General features: G+C 59.0%; 24 protein-coding genes. 8 read left to right on the top strand and 16 right to left on the bottom strand.

The genetic code is table 11. From position 1 onward, the window contains the following. Positions 1–38 precede the first annotated feature (38 nt). From mreD to mreB, 3 genes are all read right to left on the bottom strand, one after another. Entirely contained in the window at positions 39–527 is a 489-nt protein-coding gene (mreD, locus tag BFL40_RS22345) for a rod shape-determining protein MreD (RefSeq protein WP_071485963.1), read from the bottom strand. Next, the gene (mreC, locus tag BFL40_RS22340; RefSeq protein WP_074851679.1) at positions 527–1,672 is read right to left on the bottom strand and encodes a rod shape-determining protein MreC; all 1,146 of its coding nucleotides are present in this window, start codon (positions 1,670–1,672) and stop codon (positions 527–529) included. The genes mreD and mreC overlap by 1 nt, the downstream gene beginning before the upstream one ends. A 139-nt stretch (positions 1,673–1,811) precedes the next feature. Then, on the bottom strand, positions 1,812–2,849 hold the full coding sequence (mreB, locus tag BFL40_RS22335; RefSeq protein WP_002555108.1) for a rod shape-determining protein MreB: 1,038 nt from the start codon (positions 2,847–2,849) through the stop codon (positions 1,812–1,814). Between the two features lie 210 nt (positions 2,850–3,059). On the opposite strand from mreB, the gene gatC reads away from it, so the two are divergent. The 6 genes from gatC to BFL40_RS22305 all read left to right on the top strand — a co-directional run bounded on the left by gatC (position 3,060) and on the right by BFL40_RS22305 (position 8,191). Continuing rightward, positions 3,060–3,347, top strand: coding sequence for an Asp-tRNA(Asn)/Glu-tRNA(Gln) amidotransferase subunit GatC (gatC, locus tag BFL40_RS22330; protein WP_057006884.1), 288 nt, complete (start codon positions 3,060–3,062; stop codon positions 3,345–3,347). A 16-nt stretch (positions 3,348–3,363) separates the two neighbouring features. Next, positions 3,364–4,815: an Asp-tRNA(Asn)/Glu-tRNA(Gln) amidotransferase subunit GatA gene (gatA, locus tag BFL40_RS22325; RefSeq protein WP_071485961.1), complete on the top strand. Its 1,452-nt coding sequence runs from the start codon at positions 3,364–3,366 to the stop codon at positions 4,813–4,815. A gap of 10 nt (positions 4,816–4,825) precedes the next feature. After that, positions 4,826–6,271 (top strand): Asp-tRNA(Asn)/Glu-tRNA(Gln) amidotransferase subunit GatB, encoded by a 1,446-nt coding sequence (gene gatB / locus BFL40_RS22320; protein WP_071485960.1) that lies wholly within the window; start codon positions 4,826–4,828, stop codon positions 6,269–6,271. Positions 6,272–6,338: 67 nt separating this feature from the next. Continuing rightward, positions 6,339–6,710, top strand: coding sequence for a septal ring lytic transglycosylase RlpA family protein (locus tag BFL40_RS22315; protein WP_071485959.1), 372 nt, complete (start codon positions 6,339–6,341; stop codon positions 6,708–6,710). Positions 6,711–6,767: 57 nt separating this feature from the next. Further along, entirely contained in the window at positions 6,768–7,814 is a 1,047-nt protein-coding gene (locus tag BFL40_RS22310) for a calcium/sodium antiporter (protein WP_074851677.1), read from the top strand. Next, positions 7,811–8,191 carry a carboxymuconolactone decarboxylase family protein gene (locus BFL40_RS22305; protein WP_071485957.1) on the top strand — a complete coding sequence of 127 codons (381 nt, stop codon included), beginning with the start codon at positions 7,811–7,813 and terminating at the stop codon, positions 8,189–8,191. Before BFL40_RS22310 ends, BFL40_RS22305 begins: the two co-directional genes overlap by 4 nt. Here BFL40_RS22305 and BFL40_RS22300 read toward each other — a convergent pair. The 5 genes from BFL40_RS22300 to kdgD all read right to left on the bottom strand — a co-directional run bounded on the left by BFL40_RS22300 (position 8,188) and on the right by kdgD (position 14,725). Further along, positions 8,188–9,129: an AEC family transporter gene (locus tag BFL40_RS22300; protein ID WP_071485956.1), complete on the bottom strand. Its 942-nt coding sequence runs from the start codon at positions 9,127–9,129 to the stop codon at positions 8,188–8,190. The two genes, BFL40_RS22305 and BFL40_RS22300, sit on opposite strands and share 4 nt — an antisense overlap. 158 nt (positions 9,130–9,287) lie before the next feature. Beyond that, positions 9,288–10,841, bottom strand: coding sequence for a galactarate dehydratase (garD, locus tag BFL40_RS22295; protein WP_071485955.1), 1,554 nt, complete (start codon positions 10,839–10,841; stop codon positions 9,288–9,290). Positions 10,842–10,852: 11 nt separating this feature from the next. Then, a complete protein-coding gene (locus BFL40_RS22290; RefSeq protein WP_071485954.1) occupies positions 10,853–12,217 on the bottom strand; it encodes an MFS transporter in 1,365 nt (454 codons plus the stop codon). A 96-nt stretch (positions 12,218–12,313) separates the two neighbouring features. Continuing rightward, a complete protein-coding gene (locus tag BFL40_RS22285; protein WP_071485953.1) occupies positions 12,314–13,759 on the bottom strand; it encodes an aldehyde dehydrogenase family protein in 1,446 nt (481 codons plus the stop codon). A 54-nt stretch (positions 13,760–13,813) separates the two neighbouring features. Further along, the gene (gene kdgD, locus BFL40_RS22280; RefSeq protein ID WP_064450699.1) at positions 13,814–14,725 is read right to left on the bottom strand and encodes a 5-dehydro-4-deoxyglucarate dehydratase; all 912 of its coding nucleotides are present in this window, start codon (positions 14,723–14,725) and stop codon (positions 13,814–13,816) included. A 233-nt stretch (positions 14,726–14,958) separates the two neighbouring features. On the opposite strand from kdgD, the gene BFL40_RS22275 reads away from it, so the two are divergent. Continuing rightward, on the top strand, positions 14,959–16,113 hold the full coding sequence (locus BFL40_RS22275; protein WP_071485952.1) for a phospholipase: 1,155 nt from the start codon (positions 14,959–14,961) through the stop codon (positions 16,111–16,113). A gap of 143 nt (positions 16,114–16,256) precedes the next feature. Here the strand turns inward: BFL40_RS22275 and BFL40_RS22270 are convergent, their stop codons facing one another. The 8 genes from BFL40_RS22270 to rplM all read right to left on the bottom strand — a co-directional run bounded on the left by BFL40_RS22270 (position 16,257) and on the right by rplM (position 22,054). Beyond that, positions 16,257–17,006: a FadR/GntR family transcriptional regulator gene (locus BFL40_RS22270; RefSeq protein WP_071485951.1), complete on the bottom strand. Its 750-nt coding sequence runs from the start codon at positions 17,004–17,006 to the stop codon at positions 16,257–16,259. A 158-nt stretch (positions 17,007–17,164) separates the two neighbouring features. Next, positions 17,165–17,584 carry a ClpXP protease specificity-enhancing factor gene (locus tag BFL40_RS22265; RefSeq protein ID WP_071485950.1) on the bottom strand — a complete coding sequence of 140 codons (420 nt, stop codon included), beginning with the start codon at positions 17,582–17,584 and terminating at the stop codon, positions 17,165–17,167. Positions 17,585–17,601: 17 nt separating this feature from the next. After that, on the bottom strand, positions 17,602–18,219 hold the full coding sequence (locus BFL40_RS22260; protein ID WP_024073431.1) for a glutathione S-transferase N-terminal domain-containing protein: 618 nt from the start codon (positions 18,217–18,219) through the stop codon (positions 17,602–17,604). A gap of 149 nt (positions 18,220–18,368) precedes the next feature. Then, positions 18,369–19,145, bottom strand: a complete 777-nt coding sequence (locus tag BFL40_RS22255) for a cytochrome c1 (RefSeq protein WP_071485949.1) — start codon at positions 19,143–19,145, stop codon at positions 18,369–18,371. Further along, the gene (locus BFL40_RS22250; protein WP_071485948.1) at positions 19,145–20,356 is read right to left on the bottom strand and encodes a cytochrome b; all 1,212 of its coding nucleotides are present in this window, start codon (positions 20,354–20,356) and stop codon (positions 19,145–19,147) included. The genes BFL40_RS22255 and BFL40_RS22250 overlap by 1 nt, the downstream gene beginning before the upstream one ends. Continuing rightward, positions 20,356–20,952 (bottom strand): ubiquinol-cytochrome c reductase iron-sulfur subunit, encoded by a 597-nt coding sequence (gene petA, locus BFL40_RS22245; protein ID WP_017477750.1) that lies wholly within the window; start codon positions 20,950–20,952, stop codon positions 20,356–20,358. Before petA ends, BFL40_RS22250 begins: the two co-directional genes overlap by 1 nt. 266 nt (positions 20,953–21,218) lie before the next feature. Further along, positions 21,219–21,611, bottom strand: a complete 393-nt coding sequence (gene rpsI / locus BFL40_RS22240; RefSeq protein WP_003216038.1) for a 30S ribosomal protein S9 — start codon at positions 21,609–21,611, stop codon at positions 21,219–21,221. A gap of 14 nt (positions 21,612–21,625) precedes the next feature. Continuing rightward, positions 21,626–22,054 carry a 50S ribosomal protein L13 gene (gene rplM / locus BFL40_RS22235; protein WP_003171742.1) on the bottom strand — a complete coding sequence of 143 codons (429 nt, stop codon included), beginning with the start codon at positions 22,052–22,054 and terminating at the stop codon, positions 21,626–21,628. A 248-nt stretch (positions 22,055–22,302) separates the two neighbouring features. Between rplM and BFL40_RS22230 the strand changes: the two genes are divergently transcribed. After that, complete coding sequence (locus tag BFL40_RS22230) at positions 22,303–23,343, top strand: NADP(H)-dependent aldo-keto reductase (RefSeq protein ID WP_071485947.1); 1,041 nt, start codon at positions 22,303–22,305, stop codon at positions 23,341–23,343. The last annotated feature ends 51 nt before the right edge of the window (positions 23,344–23,394 follow it).

The following is a 23,394-nucleotide window of genomic DNA, read 5'->3' as shown; positions in this document are numbered from 1 at the left end:
TGTAGGGTTCGATAACCAGGCAGAGCCTCGCAATCCATTCAATTTATTTTATAGCGACGACGTAACCCACGCAGACCGAAACTGACCCATGGCCACAGCAACGCACTGACCAGGGCCGGCAACACCAACGCCAAGGTTGGTTGGCGATTACCCGTCAAGGCGCTGAGCCAGAGTTGCACCAACTGCGCCAGGCCGAAGATCACCAGGATAACCAGGCACTGCTGCCACATCGGGAACATGCGCAAACGCTGTTGCAACGACAGCACCAGGAACGTAATCAGGGTCAGGATCAACGCGTTCTGGCCCAGCAAGGTGCCATAGAGCACATCTTCCGCCAAGCCCAGAAACATCGCGGTAACCATGCCCACCTTATGTGGCAGGTTCAATGACCAGAACGCGAGCAGCAACGCCAGCCACAGCGGTCGCAGGATTTCCATGAATTGCGGCAATGGCGAAACGCTGAGCAGCAAGCCGATGGCGAAGGTCAGCCAGACGATCCAACCATTGCGCGAATGAGTACCGGCCATTATTCCTCCCTCTGCCGTGTAGTTGCAGGCGCGGCGGCCGCTGGCCGGGTTGCCGGAGTGACAGCCGCTGGCGGCTTAACCGCCGGAGTTGTGGCTGCGGGCGTCGACGCAGGTGGTTTGACGGCCGCCGGCTTAACCGGGTGCACGCTACGGGCAGCAGGCTTGACCGGCGTTGCCACCGGTGCTGCCGGCGCCGCAGCAGGTGCAGGTGGCCCAACGAATGCCGGCTTCGGCACTGTCGCAGGAACAATCGGCGCTGTGCCGTTCTTCTTGTCTTCCGCTTCCTGGGCTTGAGCGGCTTCGTTAGCGCGTTCTTCCGGCGTGCGGTTGTCACTGAACACCAGCAGCAGGTAACGACTACGGTTCAGGGCCGCGGTCGGCACGGCGCGAACGATGGCGAACGGCTGACCAGAGTCATGGATCACCTCTTTCACCGTCGCTACCGGGTAACCGGCTGGGAACCGCTGCCCCAGGCCGGAACTGACCAGCAGGTCGCCTTCCTTGATGTCGGCAGTGTCGGCCACATGACGCAGCTCCAGACGCTCCGGGTTGCCGGTGCCGCTGGCAATGGCGCGCAAGCCGTTGCGGTTGACCTGCACCGGAATGCTGTGAGTCGTGTCCGTCAGCAACAATACTCGCGAGGTGTAAGGCATTAGCTCGACCACCTGGCCCATCAGGCCACGGGCATCGAGTACCGGCTGGCCGAGGACCACACCGTCGCGCTCACCCTTGTTGATGATGATGCGATGGGTAAAGGGGTTGGGGTCCATGCCGATCAACTCGGCCACTTCGACCTTCTCGTTGACCAGTGCCGAAGAATTGAGCAACTCACGCAGCCGAACGTTCTGCTCGGTGAGGGCCGCGAGCTTTTGCATGCGCCCCTGCAACAGCAGGTTTTCAGTCTTGAGTTTTTCGTTCTCGGCGACCAGCTCAGTGCGGCTGCCGAATTGGCTGGCCACACCCTGATACAGACGTTGCGGCAGGTCGGTGATCCAGTAGGTCTGCATCAATACCAGCGACATCTGGCTGCGCACGGGCTTGAGCAGTGCAAAACGGGCATCGACCACCATCAGCGCGACCGATAGCACGACCAGCACCAATAAGCGCACGCCCAATGAGGGGCCTTTGGCGAAAAGCGGTTTAATAAGCCGCTCCTCCCGGGCAAATGTTCTCTTTATTCATACGGCATCTAACCGGCCTGGATGCAGATTGAAGAAGATAAACGCCAACAGGCAGCACTGCAAAGTGCTGCCTGCCGACGAAGCATGTACCGACCAAGCGATCTTATTCGCTGGAGAGCAGGTCCATGGTGTGTTTATCCATCATTTCCAGTGCACGACCACCGCCCCGGGCGACGCAAGTCAGCGGGTCTTCGGCAACGATCACCGGCAAGCCGGTTTCCTGGGCCAGCAACTTGTCGAGGTCACGCAGCAAGGCGCCACCACCGGTCAGTACCAGACCACGCTCGGCGATGTCGGAAGCCAGTTCCGGCGGCGATTGCTCCAGGGCGCTCTTCACCGCCTGAACGATGGTGGCCAGGGACTCTTGCAGAGCTTCCAGCACTTCGTTGGAGTTCAGGGTGAAGGCACGTGGAACGCCTTCGGCCAGGTTGCGGCCGCGAACATCAACTTCGCGAACTTCGCCGCCCGGATAGGCAGTGCCGATTTCCTGCTTGATGCGCTCGGCGGTGGATTCACCGATCAGGCTGCCGTAGTTACGACGCACATAGGTGATGATCGCTTCGTCGAAGCGGTCGCCGCCCACACGTACGGATTCGGCATACACCACACCATTCAGGGAGATCAGGGCGATTTCAGTGGTACCCCCACCGATATCCACCACCATCGAACCGCGCGCTTCTTCAACCGGCAGGCCGGCACCGATCGCAGCAGCCATTGGCTCTTCGATCAGGAACACTTCACGGGCACCGGCGCCAAGGGCCGATTCACGGATGGCACGACGCTCCACCTGGGTGGACTTGCATGGAACGCAGATCAGCACACGGGGGCTGGGCTGCAGGAAACTGTTTTCGTGAACCTTGTTGATGAAGTACTGCAGCATCTTCTCGCAGACACTGAAGTCGGCGATCACGCCGTCTTTCATCGGACGAATGGCAGCAATATTGCCTGGTGTACGGCCGAGCATGCGCTTGGCCTCGGTGCCGACGGCAACGACACTTTTCTGATTACCATGGGTCCGAATGGCCACAACCGATGGCTCATTCAGAACGATACCGCGCTCGCGCACGTAAATAAGGGTGTTGGCAGTGCCCAGGTCAATGGAAAGATCGCTGGAAAACATGCCACGCAGTTTCTTGAACATGGGGAAAGGACCCTAGGCAACGCGTGGGTAAAAAAGTGCGGCAAACTCTAACAACGACAGGGATTTTGGGCAAGGCGCCAATGTGCTAAATTGGCCGACTTTCTGTGCACCAACCCCCACAATCGCGGCCTTATGACCGTAGAAATGCGGTAGTGTTCCGACAATCTAACACACGGACGCCCTCCGTTCTGTTTTCCACTGGAGAATCCCATGGCGCTTGAACGCTCCGACGTGGAAAAAATCGCGCATCTGGCCTCGCTTGGCCTGAATGACGCCGATCTTCCACAGACCACCGCAGCCCTGAACAGCATTCTCGGGCTGGTTGACCAAATGCAGGCCGTGAATACCGACGGCATCGAGCCCTTGGCTCACCCGTTGGAAGCCAGCCAGCGCCTGCGCGCTGACGTCGTGACCGAGCGCGATAATCGCGAGGCCTACCAGTCCATCGCACCAGCGGTCGAAAACGGCCTGTACCTGGTTCCGAAAGTCATCGACTAAAGGGAAAGAGCCTTTCATGCATCACATGACTCTGGCCGAGATCGCCCGCGGTCTCGCCGACAAAAAGTTTTCCTCCGAAGAGCTGACCCAGACCCTGCTGGCGCGCATTGCCGCGCTGGACCCACAGGTCAACAGCTTCATCAGCCTCACCGAAGAGCTGGCCCTGAGCCAGGCCAAGGCCGCCGACGTACGTCGCGCCAACGGTGAGAATGGCGCACTGCTGGGCGCACCGATCGCCCACAAAGACCTGTTCTGCACCCAGGGCATTCGCACCAGTTGCGGCTCCAGGATGCTCGACAACTTCAAAGCACCCTACGACGCCACCGTGGTGTCCAAGCTGGCTGCCGCCGGGGCCGTGACCCTGGGCAAGACCAACATGGACGAATTCGCCATGGGTTCGGCCAACGAATCGAGCTACTACGGTGCGGTGAAAAACCCGTGGAACCTGGAGCACGTGCCCGGCGGCTCGTCCGGCGGTTCGGCTGCAGCCGTTGCCGCGCGTTTCCTGCCGGCGGCCACGGCCACTGACACCGGCGGCTCGATCCGCCAGCCTGCGGCCTTCACCAACCTCACCGGTTTGAAGCCGACCTACGGTCGAGTTTCCCGCTGGGGCATGATCGCCTATGCCTCCAGCCTTGATCAGGGCGGCCCTTTGGCGCGCACTGCTGAAGACTGCGCAATATTGTTACAAGGCATGGCAGGCTTCGATACTAAAGACTCCACCAGCATCGATGAGCCGGTTCCGGACTACAGCGCCAGCCTCAATACCTCGATCAAAGGCCTGCGCATCGGCGTGCCGAAAGAGTATTTCAGCGCCGGCCTCGACCCGCGTATCGCAGAATTGGTGCATAACAGCATCAAGGAGCTGGAAAAGCTCGGCGCGGTGATCAAGGAAATCAGCCTGCCGAACAACCAGCACGCGATTCCTGCCTATTACGTGATTGCACCGGCAGAGGCGTCCTCCAACCTGTCGCGTTTCGACGGCGTGCGTTTCGGCTATCGCTGCGAAAACCCGAAAGACCTGACCGACCTCTACAAACGCTCCCGTGGCGAAGGCTTCGGTGTGGAAGTACAGCGCCGAATCATGGTCGGAGCCTACGCCCTGTCGGCCGGTTACTACGATGCGTACTACCTCAAGGCGCAAAAGATCCGTCGCCTGATCAAGAACGACTTCATGGCTGCCTTTAATGAAGTCGACGTGATCCTTGGTCCAACCACGCCGAACCCGGCCTGGAAAATCGGCGCCAAGACCGGCGACCCAATCGCCGAGTATCTGGAAGACCTGTACACCATCACCGCCAACCTCGCGGGGCTGCCGGGCTTGTCCATGCCCGCAGGTTTCGTCGATGGCCTGCCGGTGGGCGTGCAATTGCTCGCTCCGTATTTCCAGGAAGGCCGCCTGCTCAATGTGGCGCACCAGTACCAGTTGAACACCGACTGGCACACTCGCACCCCTACCGGCTTCTGAGGAGAACACTATGCAATGGGAAGTTGTGATCGGGCTGGAGATTCATACCCAGCTCGCCACCCAATCGAAGATTTTCTCCGGTAGCGCCACCACGTTCGGTTCCGAGCCGAACACCCAGGCCAGCCTGGTAGACCTGGGCATGCCCGGCGTACTGCCGGTGCTGAACCAGGAAGCCGTGCGCATGGCGGTGATGTTCGGCTTGGCGATTGATGCCGAGATCGGCCAGCACAACGTGTTTGCGCGCAAAAACTACTTCTACCCGGACCTGCCCAAGGGCTACCAGATCAGCCAGATGGAGTTGCCGATCGTCGGCAAGGGCTACCTGGACATCCCGTTGGAAGACGGCACGATCAAGCGCGTCGGCGTGACCCGTGCGCACCTGGAAGAAGACGCCGGCAAAAGCCTGCACGAAGAATTCCCGGGCGCTACCGGTATCGACCTGAACCGTGCCGGCACACCGTTGCTGGAAATCGTTTCCGAACCGGATATGCGCAGCGCCAAGGAAGCCGTGGCTTACGTCAAGACGATCCACGCGCTGGTGCGCTACCTGGGTATCTGCGACGGCAACATGGCCGAAGGCTCGCTGCGTTGCGACTGCAACGTATCGATTCGTCCAAAAGGCCAGGTCGAATTCGGCACTCGCTGCGAGATCAAGAACGTCAACTCGTTCCGTTTCATCGAAAAAGCGATCAACAGCGAAGTGCGTCGCCAGATCGAACTGATCGAAGACGGCGGCAAGGTCATCCAGCAAACCCGCCTGTACGACCCGAACAAAGACGAAACCCGCGCCATGCGCAGCAAGGAGGAAGCCAACGACTACCGTTACTTCCCCGACCCGGACCTGTTGCCGGTGGTCATCGAGGATTCGTTCCTCAATGACGTGCGCGCCACATTGCCGGAATTGCCGCAGCAAAAGCGCGAGCGTTTCCAGGAAGAGTTCGGCCTGTCGGTCTACGATGCCAGCGTGTTGGCCTCCAGCCGTGAACAAGCTAACTACTTCGAAAAAGTGCTGAGCATCGCCGGCGACGCCAAACTGGCGGCCAACTGGGTGATGGTTGAACTGGGCAGCCTGTTGAATAAGCAGGGCCTGGAAATCGACGAGGCACCGGTGTCGGCCGAGCAATTGGGCGGCATGCTGCTGCGCATCAAGGACAACACCATCTCCGGCAAAATCGCCAAGACCGTGTTTGAAGCCATGGCCGGCGGTGAAGGCAGCGCAGACGAAATCATCGAAAAGCGCGGCCTCAAGCAAGTCACCGACAGCGGCGCGATTTCGGCCGTACTTGATGAGATGCTGGCGGCCAACGCTGAACAGGTCGAGCAATACCGCGCGGCAGACGAAGCCAAGCGCGGCAAGATGTTCGGCTTCTTTGTCGGCCAGGCGATGAAGGCCTCCAAAGGCAAAGCCAACCCGCAGCAAGTGAACGAACTGCTGAAAAGCAAGCTCGAAGGCTGACAAGCTGCACACATCCCTGTAGGAGCCAGCTTGCCGGCTCCTACAGGGACTTTTCGGGGACCATTGCATGAAGCGTCTACTCGGCCTCCTGGCCCTGTTCTCCCTGTTGGCCGGTTGCGCCAGCGGCCTCATCGACCCCAACGGCTATGACGAAACCGGCACCGCGTCCTATTACGGCGCCAAGCACCATGGCAAGAAAACCGCCAGTGGTGAACCCTTCAACCAGAACGCCCTGACCGCCGCCCATCGGCGTCTGCCCTTCGGCACCCAGGTCAAGGTCACCAATCTCGACAACAACAAATCCGTCGTGGTGCGCATCAATGATCGCGGCCCACATACCCGTGGGCGCCTGATCGACCTTTCACGCAAGGCCGCCGAGCAGCTGGGTATGCTGAGCAGCGGCACCGCGCGGGTTCGTGTGCAAGCCATGAGCAACTGACGAGGGAGCCTGACCATTTTCGGATTAACCGCCCTCTCGCCCTGGAGCCTGATCGAACTGATCGGCGGCCTGGCACTGCTGATCGTCGGCGCCGAAATCCTGGTGCGCGCCGCCGTGCGCCTGGCGGCCAGCCTCAAGGTACGGCCCTTGATCATCGGTTTGAGCATCGTTGCCTTCGGCAGCAGCGCTCCGCAGATGACTGTCAGCCTGCAAGCCACCCTCGCCGGCAATACTGATATCGCCGTGGGCAGCGTGATCGGCAGCAACATCTTCAACATCCTCGTCACCTTGGGCCTGTCCGCGCTGATCATTCCGTTGCGGGTGTCGCGACAACTGGTACGCCTGGACATCCCGGTGATGATCCTCGCCAGCCTCCTCTTGTTTACCTTAGCGGCCAATGAGGAGCTGACGCCGTTCGACGGGCTTGTGTTGCTCGCAGCGTTGTTGGCCTACCTCGCCCTGCTGCACTACCAGACCCGCCACTCCCGCCGCCCGCGAACGCTGGACACCGTGGCCAAGGCACCTTGGCTGAGCAGCGTACTGCTGATGCTCGGTGGGTTATTGGTGCTGGTGCTAGCCGGGCATTTGCTGCTGGGTGCGGCGGTGGATGTGGCGAGCGATTGGGGTCTGTCGGAGCGCATTATCGGCCTGACACTGATTGGTGTGGGCACCTCGCTGCCCTGTCTCGCCACCTCGCTGATTGCCGCCCTGCGCGGCGAGCGGGAAATTGCCGTGGGCAACGTAATCGGCAGCAACGTGTTCAACCTGCTGGGGGTGCTGGGGTTTACCGCTTTGGTAGCGCCCTCGCCACTGTCGGTGTCGCCCAACGCGCTGGTCTTCGACCTGCCGGTGATGCTCGGGGCGGTCGTGTTGTGCCTACCGGTGTTCTATACCGGCTACCGCATCACACGCGCCGAAGGCTTGGTCATGCTGGGGCTGTACCTGGCGTACGGCCTGCACGTGATGGCCTTCACCACCGGCATGCCCCTGGCCAACAAGCTCGAGCAATTGATGCTGTATTACGTCCTGCCAGCGCTAGTGGTTTTGCTGCTGTTCACGTCGCTACGAGCCTGGCGCCGCCAACACAAGAGGGAATCGCAATGACCGATCAGAAGAAAACCGGTGTTGAGATGCGTCGCCAGGTGATGGGCGATGTGTTCGTCGACCGCGCTCTGGGCAATGCCACCGAGTTCACCCAACCGTTGCAGGATTTCGTCAACGAACATGCCTGGGGCGGCGTGTGGAACCGCGAAGGCCTGCCGCTGAAGACGCGCAGCCTGATCACCCTCGCCGCGCTCACCGCCCTCAAATGCCCGCAGGAACTCAAGGGCCATGTGCGCGGCGCGTTGAACAATGGCTGCACCGTGGAGGAGATTCGCGAAGCACTGCTGCACTGCGCGGTGTACGCGGGCGTGCCGGCGGCGATTGATGCGTTCCGTGCGGCTCAGGAAGTGATTGATACCTATCAGAAAGAAGGCTAGATCCAGCCGCCTGCCTGCAGCACGAAGATTCCGACATTCGTGGTCACCGCCGCCATCAGGGTAGTGATCACGATAATCGCTGCCGCCAGTTCATGATTGCCTTCGGCCGCCCTGGCCATCACGAAACTCGCCGCAGCGGTCGGCGCGCCGAAATACAGAAACAAAATCCCCAGTTCCGGGCCCCGGAAACCCAGCAGCCAGGCGCCCAGCGTCGCCAGTACGGGCAAACCGATCATCTTCACCAGGCTGGCACTCAACGCCATGCTGCCACTTTTGCGCAACGCCGCCATCGACAAGGTGCCGCCAATGCAGATCAGCGCCAGCGGCAAGGTCATGTCCGCCAGATACTGGCCGGACGACTCCAGCCAACCCGGCAAGCCAATCTGGAAGACGGCGAAGGGCGTGGCCGCAATCACACTGATGATCAGCGGGTTGGCCACCACACTTTTGAAGATGCTCCACGGGTCGGACTTGATCACCGGGCTGTACACCGCCAGCACAATGGTCGACAGGGTGTTGTAGAACAGAATCACCAGCGCCGCGAGGATTGCGCCGAGGGAGATACCGTAGTCGCCGTACATGCTGGCGGCCAACGCCAGGCCAATCACTCCATTGTTGCCGCGAAATGAGCCTTGGGTGTAGATGCCTCGGTCTTCACGCGGGCAACGAAAAATCGCCCAGCCCCAGGCCAGGGCGAAGCTCAGCAACGTAGCGACGGCAAAATAGATCAGCAAACCCGGCTTGAGCGCCGAGTGCAGATCAGCATGCAGAATGCCCAGGAACAGCAACGCCGGCATGGTGACGTTGAACACCAGGGACGAAGCGGTGTGGATAAAGTTGTCGTTGATCCAGTTGATGCGCTTGAGCAGCACACCGAGGAACAGCATGGCAAACACCGGCGCGGTGATGGTGAGGGTGGTGAGGAAAATTGCCAGCATGCCGGGGAGAACCTTGGTGAGCGTCGTCAGGTGGCTAATGATAAGCCAGATTCACCACGATCGTTCCCACGCTCTGCGTGGGAATGCTTGTTTGGACGCTCCGCGTCTGCTGTAAGAGGGATGCGGAGCATTCCCACGCGGAGCGTGGGAACGATCACTCAGGTAATCGGTGCCGGGTTGAACAGCGTGATGTCGTTATGCAGCTTATGCCGCTCCGCCCAGGTCTGTTTCTTGCCGCTGGCCACATCCAGATAGAAGTGGAACAACTCCCAACCCAACGCCTCGATGGTCGCTCGCCCGGTGGCAATGCGCCCGGCATCGATATCGATCAGGTCCGGCCAACGTTGCGCCAACTCTGTACGTGTCGACACCTTCACCACCGGCGCCATCGCCAGCCCATAAGGCGTGCCACGCCCGGTAGTGAACACATGCAGGTTCATGCCCGCTGCCAGTTGCAACGTACCGCACACAAAATCGCTGGCCGGCGTGGCGCAAAAAATCAGGCCCTTGCGCTTGAAACGCTCGCCCGGACCCAGCACGCCGTTGATCGCGCTGCTGCCGGATTTGACGATAGAGCCCAAGGACTTCTCGACAATATTCGACAACCCGCCCTTCTTGTTGCCCGGCGTGGTATTGGCGCTACGATCAGCCTCGCCTTTGGCCAGGTAACGGTCGTACCAGTCCATTTCCCTGACAAGCTCCTGGGCAACTTCCTTGGTCTCGGCGCGAGACGTCAGCAGGTAAATCGCGTCACGGACTTCAGTGACCTCGGAAAACATCACGGTCGCCCCGGCCCGCAACAGCAAATCCGAGGCATACCCCAGCGCCGGGTTGGCGGTGATGCCGGAAAACGCGTCACTGCCGCCGCACTGCATACCCAGGATCAGCTCCGAGGCCGGCACGGTTTCCCGGCGACGCTGGTCGAGTTTCTTCAAGCGGGTTTCAGCCAGCCCCATGATCTGCTCGATCATCTCGGTAAAGCCGTGGCTGGAGTCCTGTAACCGATACAACCACGGCTCGCTCAGGTCGACGGAGCTGTCGTTGTCGTGCATCACCTGCCCGGCTTGCAACTTCTCGCAGCCCAGGCTAATCACCAAGGCTTCGCCACCCAGGTTTGGGTTGCGCGCCAGGTTGCGAACCGTACGGATCGGGATATACGCATCTGTTGCGGTGATCGCCACGCCGCAGCCGTAGCTGTGGGTCAGCGCCACCACGTCATCAACGTTCGGGTATTTGGGCAGCAACTCGTCCTTGATGCGCTTGACCGCGTGGTCCAGCACACCGGTGACGCATTGCACCGTGGTGGTGATGCCCAGGATATTGCGCGTGCCCACGGTACCGTCGGCGTTGCGATAGCCTTCGAACGTAAACCCTTCCAGCGGCGCCTGGGTTTCAGGTACCTCGGTGGACAGCGGCAAGCTGTCCAGCGGTGGCGCGGTGGGCATGCGCAGTTGATCTTCCTGCACCCAACTGCCGCGCGGGATCGGCGCCAGGGCGTAACCGATGGTTTGGCCGTAGCGAATAATCTGACCGCCTTCAGGGATATCTTCCAGGGTCACCTTGTGGCTCTGGGGGATGAAATCCACCGTCACCAGGCCGTCGGGGAACTCAGTCCCGGCCGGTACACCCTGGTCATTGACCACGATTACTACGTTGTCGCGCTCGTGCAAACGAATCGAGCGCGGCGAATCGGCATGTTCAATCAACTGCATTACATCGCCCCTCAGGAATGCGCTTGGGTCAGTTTGGTCAGTTCGGACCCTTTGCTTGGCGGCTCTTTGAGCACCACGCGTTTGATCGGGCCGACGATCACCAGGTAGCTGAACACCGCCACCAGTGCGTTCGCACCGACGAACACCAAGGCCCATTTGAACGAGCCGGTGGTGCTGATGATGTAGCCGATGACGATTGGCGTACTGATCGAGGCCAGGTTGCCAAACATGTTGAACAACCCGCCACTGAGCCCGGCGATTTGTTTCGGCGAGGTGTCGGACACCACCGCCCAACCGAGTGCGCCAACGCCTTTACCGAAGAAGGCCAGGGCCATGAAGCCCACCACCATCCACTCAATGTCCACGTAGTTGCACGCGACGATGCTGCTGGAAATCAGCAAACCACCAATAATCGGCGCCTTACGAGCGAAGGTCAGCGAGTGCCCCCTGCGCAACAGGTAGTCGGAAATGATCCCGCCCAATACCCCCCCAATAAAGCCGCAAATAGCCGGCAGCGAAGCGATGAAACCCGCCTTGAGAATGGTCATGCCGCGCTCTTGCACCAGGTACACCGGGAACCAGGTCAGGAAGAAATAAGTGATGCCATTGATGCAGTACTGGCCCAGATACACGCCGAGCATCATGCGGTTGGTCAGCAGTTGGCGAATGTAATCCCACTTCGGACCGTCGGTTTTCTGCCCCTTGGCCTTGTCCTGATCCATGTCGACCATCGCACCGTTCTCAGCGATGTGCTTGAGTTCGGCTTCGTTGATCATCGGATGCTGGCGTGGGCTGTGGATAACTTTCAGCCAGATCAATGAGAACACAACGCCGATGCCGCCCATCACGATAAACACGTGTTGCCAGCCGAAGGTGTAGACGATCCAACCCATCAACGGTGCGAACAACACGGTGGCGAAATACTGCGCCGAGTTAAAGATCGCCGACGCAGTGCCGCGTTCAGCTGTAGGAAACCACGCCGCAACAATACGGGCATTTCCGGGAAAGGAGGGTGCTTCGGCCAGCCCCACCAGGAAGCGCAGCATGAACAGCGCAACGATAGCGGTGGAGACACCAAACTCGCCGACATAGCCTTGCAGCACGGTGAACAGCGACCAAGTGAAGATACTCAGGGCATAGACTTTTTTCGAGCCGAACCGGTCCAGCAGCCAGCCACCGGGAATTTGCCCGGCCACGTAAGCCCAACCGAATGCGGAAAAGATATAACCGAGGGTAACCGCGTCGATGCCGAGGTCTTTTTGCAGGCTGGAGCCCGCGATGGCGATAGTGGCCCGGTCGGCGTAGTTGATCGTGGTCACCAGGAACAGCATGAGCAGGATCAAATAGCGGACATGGGTCGGCTTGGTCGCTTGCATGAAAAAGTACTCCCACTAATTATTTTTTTTGCGGGTAATCATTTCTGTTTTGGGTGTGGGAACCGACAGGCAACCGGTTCCCACTGGTTACGCGTCCTACGAACCGATGTAGCTGGTTTTCACCACGGTGTAGAACTCTTGCGCATAGCGACCTTGCTCACGCGAACCATAGGATGAGCCCTTACGGCCACCGAATGGAACGTGATAGTCCACACCGGCAGTCGGCAGGTTGACCATCACCATCCCGGCCTGGGAGTGGCGCTTGAAGTGGTTGGCATACTTCAGCGACGTGGTAGCGATACCCGCCGACAGGCCGAATTCGGTGTCATTGGCCATGGCCAGCGCTGCCTCGTAATCCGCTACGCGCACCACGTTGGCCACCGGGCCGAAGATCTCTTCACGGCTAATGCGCATGGCGGCTTCGCTGTCGGCAAACAGGGTTGGCGCCAAGTAGTAGCCTTCGGTATCGCAGGTCACCAGGCCGCCACCGCTTACCAGGCGCGCGCCTTCGCTTTGGCCGATGTCGATGTATTTCAGGTCCTGATCCAATTGGGCCTGGGAAACCACCGGGCCAATATCGGTACCGCTTTTCAAGGCGTGGCCGACTCTGATCGACTTCATACGCTCAGCCATGGCCGCAACGAACTGGTCGTGGATACCGGCGGTAACGATCAAGCGGCTGGAGGCGGTGCAACGCTGGCCGGTGGAGTAGAACGCGCTCTGCACCGACAGCTCGACAGCCTGTTTGAGATCGGCGTCGTCGAGGATGATCTGCGGGTTCTTACCGCCCATTTCCAACTGCACTTTGGCCTGACGCGACACACAGCTGACGGCGATCTGGCGCCCCACACCCACGGAACCTGTGAAGCTGATGCCGTCGACTTTCGGGCTGTTGACCAACACGTCGCCAACCACACGGCCGCTGCCCATCACCAGGTTGAACACACCGGCGGGGAAACCTGCTCGGGAGATGATTTCGGCCAGGGCCCAGGCGCAGCCCGGCACCAATTCAGCCGGTTTGATCACCACGCAGTTGCCATAGGCCAGGGCCGGAGCGATTTTCCAGGCGGGGATGGCAATCGGGAAATTCCACGGGGTGATCAGGCCGACCACACCCAAGGCTTCGCGGGTGACTTCAACGTTGACGCCCGGGCGCACCGACGGCACGTAGTCACCAGACAAACGCAGGCATTCACCGGCAAAGAACTTGAAGATATTGCCGGCGCGGGTCACTTCGCCAATGGCTTCGGGCAGGGTCTTGCCCTCTTCCCGAGCCAGCAAAGTGCCGAGTTCTTCGCGACGGGCGAGGATTTCGCTGCCGACTTTATCCAGGGCATCGTGGCGAGCCTGAATGCCGGACGTCGACCAGGCCGGGAACGCCGCGCGGGCCGCATCGATGGCAGCGTTGACCTGAGCTACGTCAGCCTTGGCGTATTCGCCGATGACATCGGACAACTCCGACGGGTTGATGTTGACGCAATAGTCCGCGCCGCCCACCCATTGGCCGTTGATGTAGTTTTCAAAACGCTTGGCTTGGGACACAAATCTTCTCCTGACGCAAAAGGCCGCTGATTTCTCAGCGGCCTTGTAGATGGGTTACTGCGGACCTTGCTTGTCGATCAGCGCGGCCAGAGCTTCGTATTCTTCCGGCAGCAGATCGGTCAGCGGCGTGCGTACTGGGCCTGCGTCATAGCCGGCGATTTTTGCACCTGCCTTGACGATGCTCACGGCATAACCCGCTTTGCGGTTACGGATGTCGAGGTAAGGCAGGAAGAAGTTGTCGATGATCTTGCCGACGGTGGCGTGATCGTCCTTGGCAATCGCGTGGTAGAAGTCCATCGCGGTTTTCGGGATGAAATTGAACACCGCCGAGGAGTACACCGGCACGCCCAGGGCCTTGTAGGCAGCGGCGTAAACCTCTGCAGTCGGCAGGCCACCGAGGTAGCTGAAACGGTCGCCAAGGCGACGGCGGATCGACACCATCAACTCGATATCACCCAGGCCATCTTTATAGCCAATCAGGTTCGGGCAGCGCTCAGCCAGGCGTTCCAGCAGTGGCGCGGTCAGGCGGCAGACGTTGCGGTTGTAGACCACCACGCCAATCTTGACCGACTTGCACACCGCTTCAACGTGGGCGGCAACCCCGTCCTGGCTGGCTTCAGTCAGGTAGTGCGGCAGCAGCAGCAAGCCTTTGGCGCCGAGACGTTCGGCTTCCTGGGCGTACTCGATGGCTTGGCGGGTCGAACCACCGACACCGGCCAGAATCGGCACGCTGGTGGCACAGGTATCAACTGCAGTCTTCACCACCTGGGAGTATTCACTGGCGGCCAGGGAGAAAAACTCACCGGTGCCGCCCGCTGCGAACAATGCGGTGGCGCCGTAAGGGGCCAGCCATTCCAGACGCTTGATGTAGCCCGCCTGGTGGAAGTCACCCTGGGCGTTGAAATCGGTCACGGGGAAAGACAGCAGACCGTGGGAGAGGATGGACTTCAGTTCTTGTGGATTCATTATTCGAACACCCTGGGCGAAGACTTTCTGTCGAAAGGTTGTTGGTTGTGATGATGTCGTACGTCATCGTACAACTATAAATAAATTCGTCAACTGCAATTCATCGGGCCTCATCTCAGATCGGGTGTTTAAACACGCCCTCTTGACGTAGGAAATTATTCATATATGCTCCGAATAGCTGTATGTATATACAGTTATTAAGGAAGATTCCTACGACATAGCAAGGAGCTAACATGTCAGGTCTAGAACTCGCAGCACCCGAAAAAAACCCACCTACCCTGCGTTTCGAAGGGGGTGAACACACCGCCATCGGCGATGACACCCTATTGCGTTTCGTCAAGGACGCACCGGCAATTCCTGCACGACAAGTCGAGTTGCACCTGCCCAACGGGCTGGCGCTGACCTATGGACAAGTGATCGCTCTGGGTGGCGATTTTTATGGCATTCCCGGCCAGCCCATCAGCGATGGCGCCTCCCCGGCCGATCGCGTGCAACGCTTTACGGCGGCCTTCAACACGCTGGCAGTGCTACCCGCCTCGCGGGAAGAGGCTCAAAAAATCCTCGCGGTGATGCAAAAGGAGATCAACGCAGTCAACCAGGCAATCAAGGATGGCAAACAAGCCCATGAAGCCTATGACGCCCTGGGCGATACGTTGTCCGAGGAATGGAACCGCATCACCGGCGGTGGCAGTGCTGTTTCAGCTCTGATTCCGCTGGGGCGCTACTTGAAACTGGCGGCGGACAACGCCGACCACTTCGGTGAGTGGGCGCTGTCGGCGTACTTGGCTGGCCATACGGCGGCACTGCAACAGGCAGTCGTGGCTCATCAAACCGGTACCGACCAGGCACTGGAATTGGCTTACGCCATGAACAGTTTCGCTGATCACTTTTTGACCGACTTGTTTTCAGCGGGCCACCTGCGAGTGCCACGCAAACAATTGGCAGCCGTGGTGACACCGGGAGAACTAGGCTCGCTGATCAGCCGCTTCATGCACGACGAAGACAGCAAGTTCGGGCTCAAGGTGCGCAATGCCATGGGTGATCAATGGCACGCCTACGGGGATAAACGCTACTTCGACACTATCGACGCAGCCAATCGGGTGCAGGTCAAACGCGCAGTACAAGCGTCGGCCGATGAGATCTTCGAGACCTTTATCAGCGGTGTAGCGCCCTCCCCGGCCAACTTCAAGGCCCCGCTGTATGTGCCGGACTTGAACGCTGCGCAGAACCCGGCGAACAATTTCTCGCCGCTGTTCAAGATGGAAGGAGACAAGGTGCTGCGCCGCAAGGACGTAAATGACTTGAACGACAAGCACTGGACCAATGATTGGTGGGGCTGGAGCACTTATCTGTTGCTCAAGGACTACAAGCCCAACCAACCTGTCTGACTGATCGTTCCCACGCTCAGCGTGGGAATGCATCCCGTGACGCTCCGCGTCACCTTGCGCAGGGCTTGAGCCATGCGCCGGCATCGGGACGCGGAGCGTCCAGGGTGGCGTTCCCACGCGGAGCGTGGGAAGGATCGCTCAGTCTAATTACGCTGCGCTTCTGCTTCTTCATGGGCATGGCGCAGCCGCTCACGGCTATTGGTCAAATGCAGCCGCATGGCCGCTCGCGCCGCGTCCGAATCCTGGCGGGCAATCGCCTCGTAAATCTCTTCGTGTTCGCGGCTCAGGCGACCCATGTAGTGTTGCTGGTCATCATGAGCCAGGCGGGCCGAATTCAGACGGGTACGCGGAATGATGCTGGTGCCCAGGTGGGTCATGATGTCAGTGAAGTAACGGTTGCCGGTGGACAACGCAATTTCCAAGTGGAAGGCAAAGTCTGACGCTACCGCATCACCGGCGTGCGCCGCGCTTTCATTCAAGGCATCAAGGGCTGCACGCATGGCTGCCAGTTGTTCGTCGCTACGGCGTAAAGCTGCCAGGCCGGCAGACTCCACTTCCAGGCTGATACGCAACTCCAGAATCGCCAACACATCACGCAGCGTCACGACCGTGGCCGGGTCAATCCGGAAGCCGCTCGGGCTTGGCGTGTCCAACACAAAGGTGCCGATACCATGACGGGTTTCCACCTGCCCTGCCGCCTGCAAACGCGAGATGGCTTCACGCACAACGGTGCGGCTGACCCCATGGGCGTCCATGATTGCCGACTCGGTGGGCAATTTATCACCACGTTTGAGTTGGCCGTCGCGGATCTGCTCGGACAACACCGTGACCAATTCCTGGGCAAGGCTGCGGCGCTTGCGGGGAAGACGAGGGGCGGTGTTGGCGTTTTCCATGATGAATCATCTTTCTCGGCGAACTTGAGGGGGCATCATAGCCCATGGCGGTTGTACGATCACCGTCCTGTCACGACTTTCATCCATATCCTTCGCGCAAAAAAATGCCCCGACACAGGTCGAGGCATCCTTCAGGCTCACCCGAGGGTGGAAACCGCTTACTTCACCACTTTCAGGCTCGGGCGCCCGCTTGGACGAGGTGGCTCGGCATCCGGCGGCGGCACATCATCACCGTCTTCGCCTTCGATCGATTCGTCGTCCTCGAAAGGCGACTCCAGATCGAACACCATGCCTTGGCCATTCTCACGGGCATAGATCCCGAGAATCGCGCCAATCGGCACGAACAGCGTATGCGGCACGCCACCAAAACGCCCTTCGAAGCTCACCGCCTCGTTGTCCATGTGCAGGTGGCGCACGGCACTCGGCGATACGTTCAGCACAATTTGCCCATCACTGGCAAAGCCCTGCGGTACGTCAACCTTCGGAAATTCGGAGTTGACCAGCATGTGCGGGGTGCAATCGTTGTCCACAATCCACTCATAGAGCGCGCGGACCAAATAGGGTCGACTGGAGTTCATCAGCGGCTCCTTAAGCCTTAGCGCATATCGCGTTCGACACCAGACAGACTTGCCTGGAAAGCCTCACGCGCAAACTGGCGCTCCATGTAATCAAGCAACGGCTTGGCCGGCCGCGGCAGTTCAATACCGAGAATCGGCAAACGCCAGAGTATCGGTAATAGGCAGCAATCCACCAAGCTTTGTTCCTCGCTGAGGAAAAAAGGCTTGTCGGCGAACAGCGGCGAAACACCGGTCAGGCTCTCGCGCAATTCCTTACGCGCCTGCACACGTGCCGCTTCTTTACTTCGTGTATCTAAAATCACATCCACCAACCCACACCAGTCACGCTGGATCCGATGGATCAGCAGGCGGCTGTTGGCACGCGCCACCGGGTACACCGGCAGCAAAGGCGGATGCGGATAACGCTCATCCAGGTATTCCATCACCACGGTCGACTCCCACAACGCCAGGTCACGATCGACCAGGGTGGGCAAGCTGCCGTAAGGGTTCACTTCGATCAGTTTCGGCGGATGACGACCCGCTTCCACACTAATGATCTCGGCGCTGACACCCTTCTCTGCGAGCACGATACGTACTCGGTGGGAATAGTGGTCGGCGGGGTCGGAGTAACAGGCCAACCGGTTGGTCACGCCCATGGCGGTCCTCCTCGCTTGTTGAAATTATCGAAAGCTCAAAAACGAGCGCGCCCAGAGAGCATCTCTGTAGCATCAGGTTCAACCCGACCACTACATATTCAGAGATGCCGCTGGGCGCGCAAGATTAACAGCAATTGCTTACGGTTGGATCAATGCACATCTTTCCAGTATTCGCGTTTGAGCAGATAGGCGAATACAAAGAAGAACGCCAGGTACAGCAACACGTAGGTACCAATGCGCTGGTGTTGCAGTTTGACCGGGTTGGCCGAGTAGGCCAGGAAGGTCACGAGATTCTTGACCTTCTCGTCAAACTGCTCGTCAGTCAACGAACCTGGGGTTTCTATCTTCAGTTGATCGCACGCTTCATGGGTCAAAGGCGTACCGGTCAACGGGTCGTATTGCTTCTTGCCGTCTTCAACGAGCTGAATCTGCTTACATCCTATCACTTGCTTGCCTTGCAGGCCGACCAGAACGTTAGGCATACCGACATTCGGGAAGACTTTGTTGTTCACGCCGTAAGGACGCGCAGGGTCTTCGTAGAAGGATTTCAAGTAGCCATACAGCCAGTCAGTGCCGCGAACGCGAGCCACCAGGGTCAGGTCAGGCGGCGCAGCGCCAAACCAGGTCTTGGCGTCGGCGGGTTGCATGCCGATGGTCATGTGGTCGCCAATTTTGGCACCGGTGAACACCAGGTTACTGAGCATCACGTCATGCGGGATGCCCAGGTCATCGGCAACTCGCTCATAACGCTGGAACTTGGCGCTGTGGCAGCCCATGCAGTAGTTGGCGAACGTACGGGCGCCGTCTTGCATGGCGGCCTTGTCAGATACGTCGATATCGACTTTTTCCAGATCCGGGCCGTGCTCGGCCGCGAAGGACAGTAGCGGCAGGGCCGCAAGCATCAATGCAACGAATAATTTTTTCATCAGCCAGTCACCCTTTCCGGAACCGGTTTGGTCTTCTCGAGCCGGGTGTAGAACGGCATCAGAATGAAGTAGGCGAAATACAGGAAGGTGCAGACCTGCGACAGCAACGTACGCTCAGGGGTTGGCGCCAATACGCCCAGTACACCCAAGATCACGAACGCGATGCAGAATACCCACAGCCAGATCTTGCTCAGCCAGCCTTTGTAGCGCATGGACTTGACCGGGCTGCGGTCGAGCCACGGCAAGACGAATAGCAGTGCGATCGAAGCGCCCATCGCCATCACGCCCATAAGCTTGTCGGGGATGGCCCGCAAGATGGCGTAGAACGGCGTGAAGTACCAGACCGGGGCAATATGCTCAGGTGTCTTGAAGGCATTGGCCTGTTCGAAGTTAGGCTTCTCCAGGAAATAACCGCCCATCTCCGGGAAAAAGAACACGATCGAGCAGAAGATAAACAGGAACACCACCACGCCGACAATGTCTTTCACGGTGTAGTACGGGTGGAACGGAATGCCGTCCAACGGTACGCCGTTTGCGTCTTTGTGCTTCTTGATGTCCACGCCATCCGGGTTGTTGGAACCCACTTCGTGCAGCGCCAGAATGTGCAGCACCACCAAGCCCAGAATCACGATCGGCAGGGCCACCACGTGCAAGGCGAAGAAGCGGTTCAGGGTGATGCCGGAGATCAGGTAGTCACCACGGATCCACTGGGTCAGGTCGTTGCCGATGACCGGGATCGCACCAAACAGCGAGATGATCACCTGGGCACCCCAGTACGACATCTGGCCCCACGGCAGCAGGTAACCCATGAAGGCTTCGGCCATCAGCGCCAGGTAGATCAACATGCCGAAGACCCACACCAGCTCGCGGGGCTTCTGGTACGAACCGTAGAGCAAGCCACGGAACATGTGCATGTAGACGACGATGAAGAATGCCGAGGCGCCAGTGGAGTGCAGCAGGCGCAGGATCGAGCCGTACTCGACGTCACGCATGATGTATTCGACGGACGCAAACGCCTCTTCTGCCGATGGCGTGTAGCTCATGGTCAGCCAGACGCCGGTGACGATCTGGTTGACCAACACCAACAGTGCCAGGGAGCCGAAGAAGTAGAAGAAGTTGAAGTTTTTTGGAGCGTAATATTTGCTGAGATGGTCTTCCCACATTTTGGTGGCGGGGAAGCGCGCATCGACCCAATCCATGAACTTGCTCATCAGGCTTTCTCCCCCTCGTCGACGCCAATGACAATGACACTGTCAGTCTCGTAGTGATGTGGTGGAACCGGCAGGTTCAAGGGTGCGGGTTGTGACTTGTAGACGCGGCCGGCCAGGTCGTAGTGAGAACCGTGGCAAGGGCAGAAGTAGCCACCGACCCAGTCCTTGCCCAGGTCAGCAGGAGCGACTTCGGGGCGGAAGGTAGGCGAGCAACCCAGATGGGTGCAAATACCGATCAGCAGCAGAATCTCTGGCTTGATCGAACGGATTTCCTTATCGACGTAGGCGGGTTGGTCGGAATTCTTCGAGTCGGGGTCAGACAGCTGACCTTCGATTTTCTTCAGATTCCCCAGGATTTCCTCGGTACGACGAACAATGAACACTGGCTGACCGCGCCACTCAGCAATCATTTGCTGGCCTGGGTCGATCTTGCTGATATTCACCTTCACCGGTGCACCTGCGGCTTTCGCCTTGGCACTGGGAAACCATGACCCCACGAACGGGACCGCAGCCCCCACCGCTCCTGCAGCACCCACCACGGATGTGGCTGCTACCAAGAAGCGACGCCGGCCTGCATTCACGCCGTCATTGCTCATTCAGTCCTCTCCCATCAGCTTTTTGGCCTGTTAAATCAGGCGTCTACTAAGTATTAAATCTGAACTTATAAAAATTTTGCCGAATGGTAATGAAAAGCCCCACGTCTGACAAGGGAATTGCCCGGGCCTCCGCCTCCAGGCCTTGTAGTATAGGGGGTCTACGGATGTGGCAAGTTGTCACGGAGAAATTTGTGCATAAATCGCAGGCAATAAAAAACGCCCAGCTCCGTGAGGAGGCTGGGCGTTTTTGTGGAACGTAAAGCGAATTAACGCTTCGAGTACTGCGGACGCTTACGCGCTTTACGCAGACCGACTTTCTTACGTTCAACTTCACGGGCATCGCGAGTTACGAAGCCAGCTTTGCGCAGAGCGCCACGCAGGGTTTCGTCGTACTGCATCAGAGCGCGAGTGATACCGTGGCGGATTGCGCCAGCTTGACCACTTACACCGCCACCGATAACGGTGACGTAGATGTCGAACTTTTCAACGGTCTCGGTCAGTTCCAGCGGCTGACGAACTACCATGCGGGCAGTTTCGCGACCGAAGAAATTTTCCAGAGTGCGGTTGTTGATCGAGATGTTACCAGTGCCCGGACGCAGGAAAACGCGTGCGGTTGCGGTTTTGCGACGGCCAGTGCCGTAATTTTGAGTCGCCGACATAATGAACTATTCCGTTAAAACTTCAGTTCTTGGGGCTGCTGAGCAGCATGAGGGTGTACAGCGCCCGCATAGACTTTCAGCTTGCGAAACATATCGCGACCCAGTGGGCCCTTCGGCAGCATGCCTTTGACCGCGATTTCGATCGGGGCTTCAGGCTTCTTGGAAATCAGGCCTTCAAAGTTGGAAGACTTGATACCGCCTGGGAAACCGGAGTGACGGTAGTACATTTTGTCTTGCGCTTTGTTGCCGGTAACACGTACCTGCTCAGCGTTGATGATCACGATGTAGTCACCGGTGTCAACGTGAGGGGTGTACTCAGGCTTGTGCTTGCCACGCAGACGGCTGGCGACTTCAGTGGCCAGACGACCCAGGGTCTGACCAGCGGCGTCGACGACAAACCAGTCGCGCTGAACTGTTTCCGGTTTTGCAGTAAAAGTTGTCATTCTTTAATAGCCTCAGGGGCCGCCCTGTAAATTAGACGGCGGATCTTACTGAATAGTGCGTACTTTGACAAGTCAAAGGCAGCCGGATACAGACGCTATCGGGGGCTCGGGTCGGCGCGTCCGTTCAACGGCAAGATTCTTCGGCAGGCGGCGCATCACTTCCACTGCAGAAAGAGGTGGGCAATTATGCAGATTGCGAAAAAAAATTCAACCTGCTTTTATGATTGTTTTCCCCGAAGGAGTACCCGATGGATTATCGACAGCTGGGCCGTACGGATCTGAACGTGAGCGCGATAGCCTTGGGCACCATGACCTGGGGCGAGCAAAACAGCGAGACAGAGGCCTTCGCGCAGATCGAACGGGCCAAGGCCGCAGGGATCAACTTCCTCGATACAGCGGAAATGTACCCGGTACCGCCCAAGGCCGACACCTATGCCACCACCGAGCGCTACATCGGTAATTACTTCAAAAGCCGCGGCGACCGTGCCGACTGGATTCTCGCCAGCAAGATCGCCGGCCCCGGCAACACTATCGACTACATCCGCGACGGTCACTTGCGCCACAACCGCAAGCACATCGTCGAAGCCCTGGACGCCAGCCTCAAACGCCTGCAAACCGACTGGATCGACCTCTACCAACTGCACTGGCCGGAGCGCAGCACCAACTTCTTCGGCCAACTGAGCTACAAGCACAAGGACGAAGACAACCTCACACCACTGGAAGAAACCCTCGAAGTGCTGGATGAGCAGGTCAAGGCCGGCAAGATCCGCCACATCGGCCTGTCCAACGAAACGCCGTGGGGCACCATGAAATTCCTGGCCCTGGCCGAAGCCCGTGGCTGGACCCGTGCCGTATCAATCCAGAACCCCTACAACCTGCTCAACCGCAGCTTTGAAGTGGGCCTGGCGGAAATCGCAATTCGTGAACAATGCGGCCTGCTAGCCTACTCGCCCCTGGCGTTCGGCATGCTCAGCGGCAAGTACGAAGGCGGTGCACGCCCGGCAAAAGCCCGCCTGACGGAATACAGCCGCTTCAGCCGCTACTTCAACCCGCAGTCGGAGGCGGCGTGCAGCCGTTACGTGGCACTGGCTCGGGAACACGGCCTGGACCCGGCACAGATGGCGTTGGCGTTTGTGACGCAGCAACCGTTTGTGACCAGCAACATCATCGGCGCCACGAGCCTGGAGCAGCTGGATAGCAACATCGCCAGTGCTGATTTGAAGTTGTCAGCTGAAGTGTTGGCGGGGATTGAGGCGATTCAAAAGGATCACCCGAATCCAGCACCTTGATTAGCCCGCAATGATCGTTCCCACGCTCCGCGTGGGAATGCATCCTGTGAC

This window comes from Pseudomonas costantinii, assembly GCF_001870435.1.
GTDB lineage: Bacteria > Pseudomonadota > Gammaproteobacteria > Pseudomonadales > Pseudomonadaceae > Aquipseudomonas > Aquipseudomonas costantinii.
Note: the sequence above shows the minus strand (reverse complement) of the source record. Positions and strands in the feature narration are given on the sequence as shown.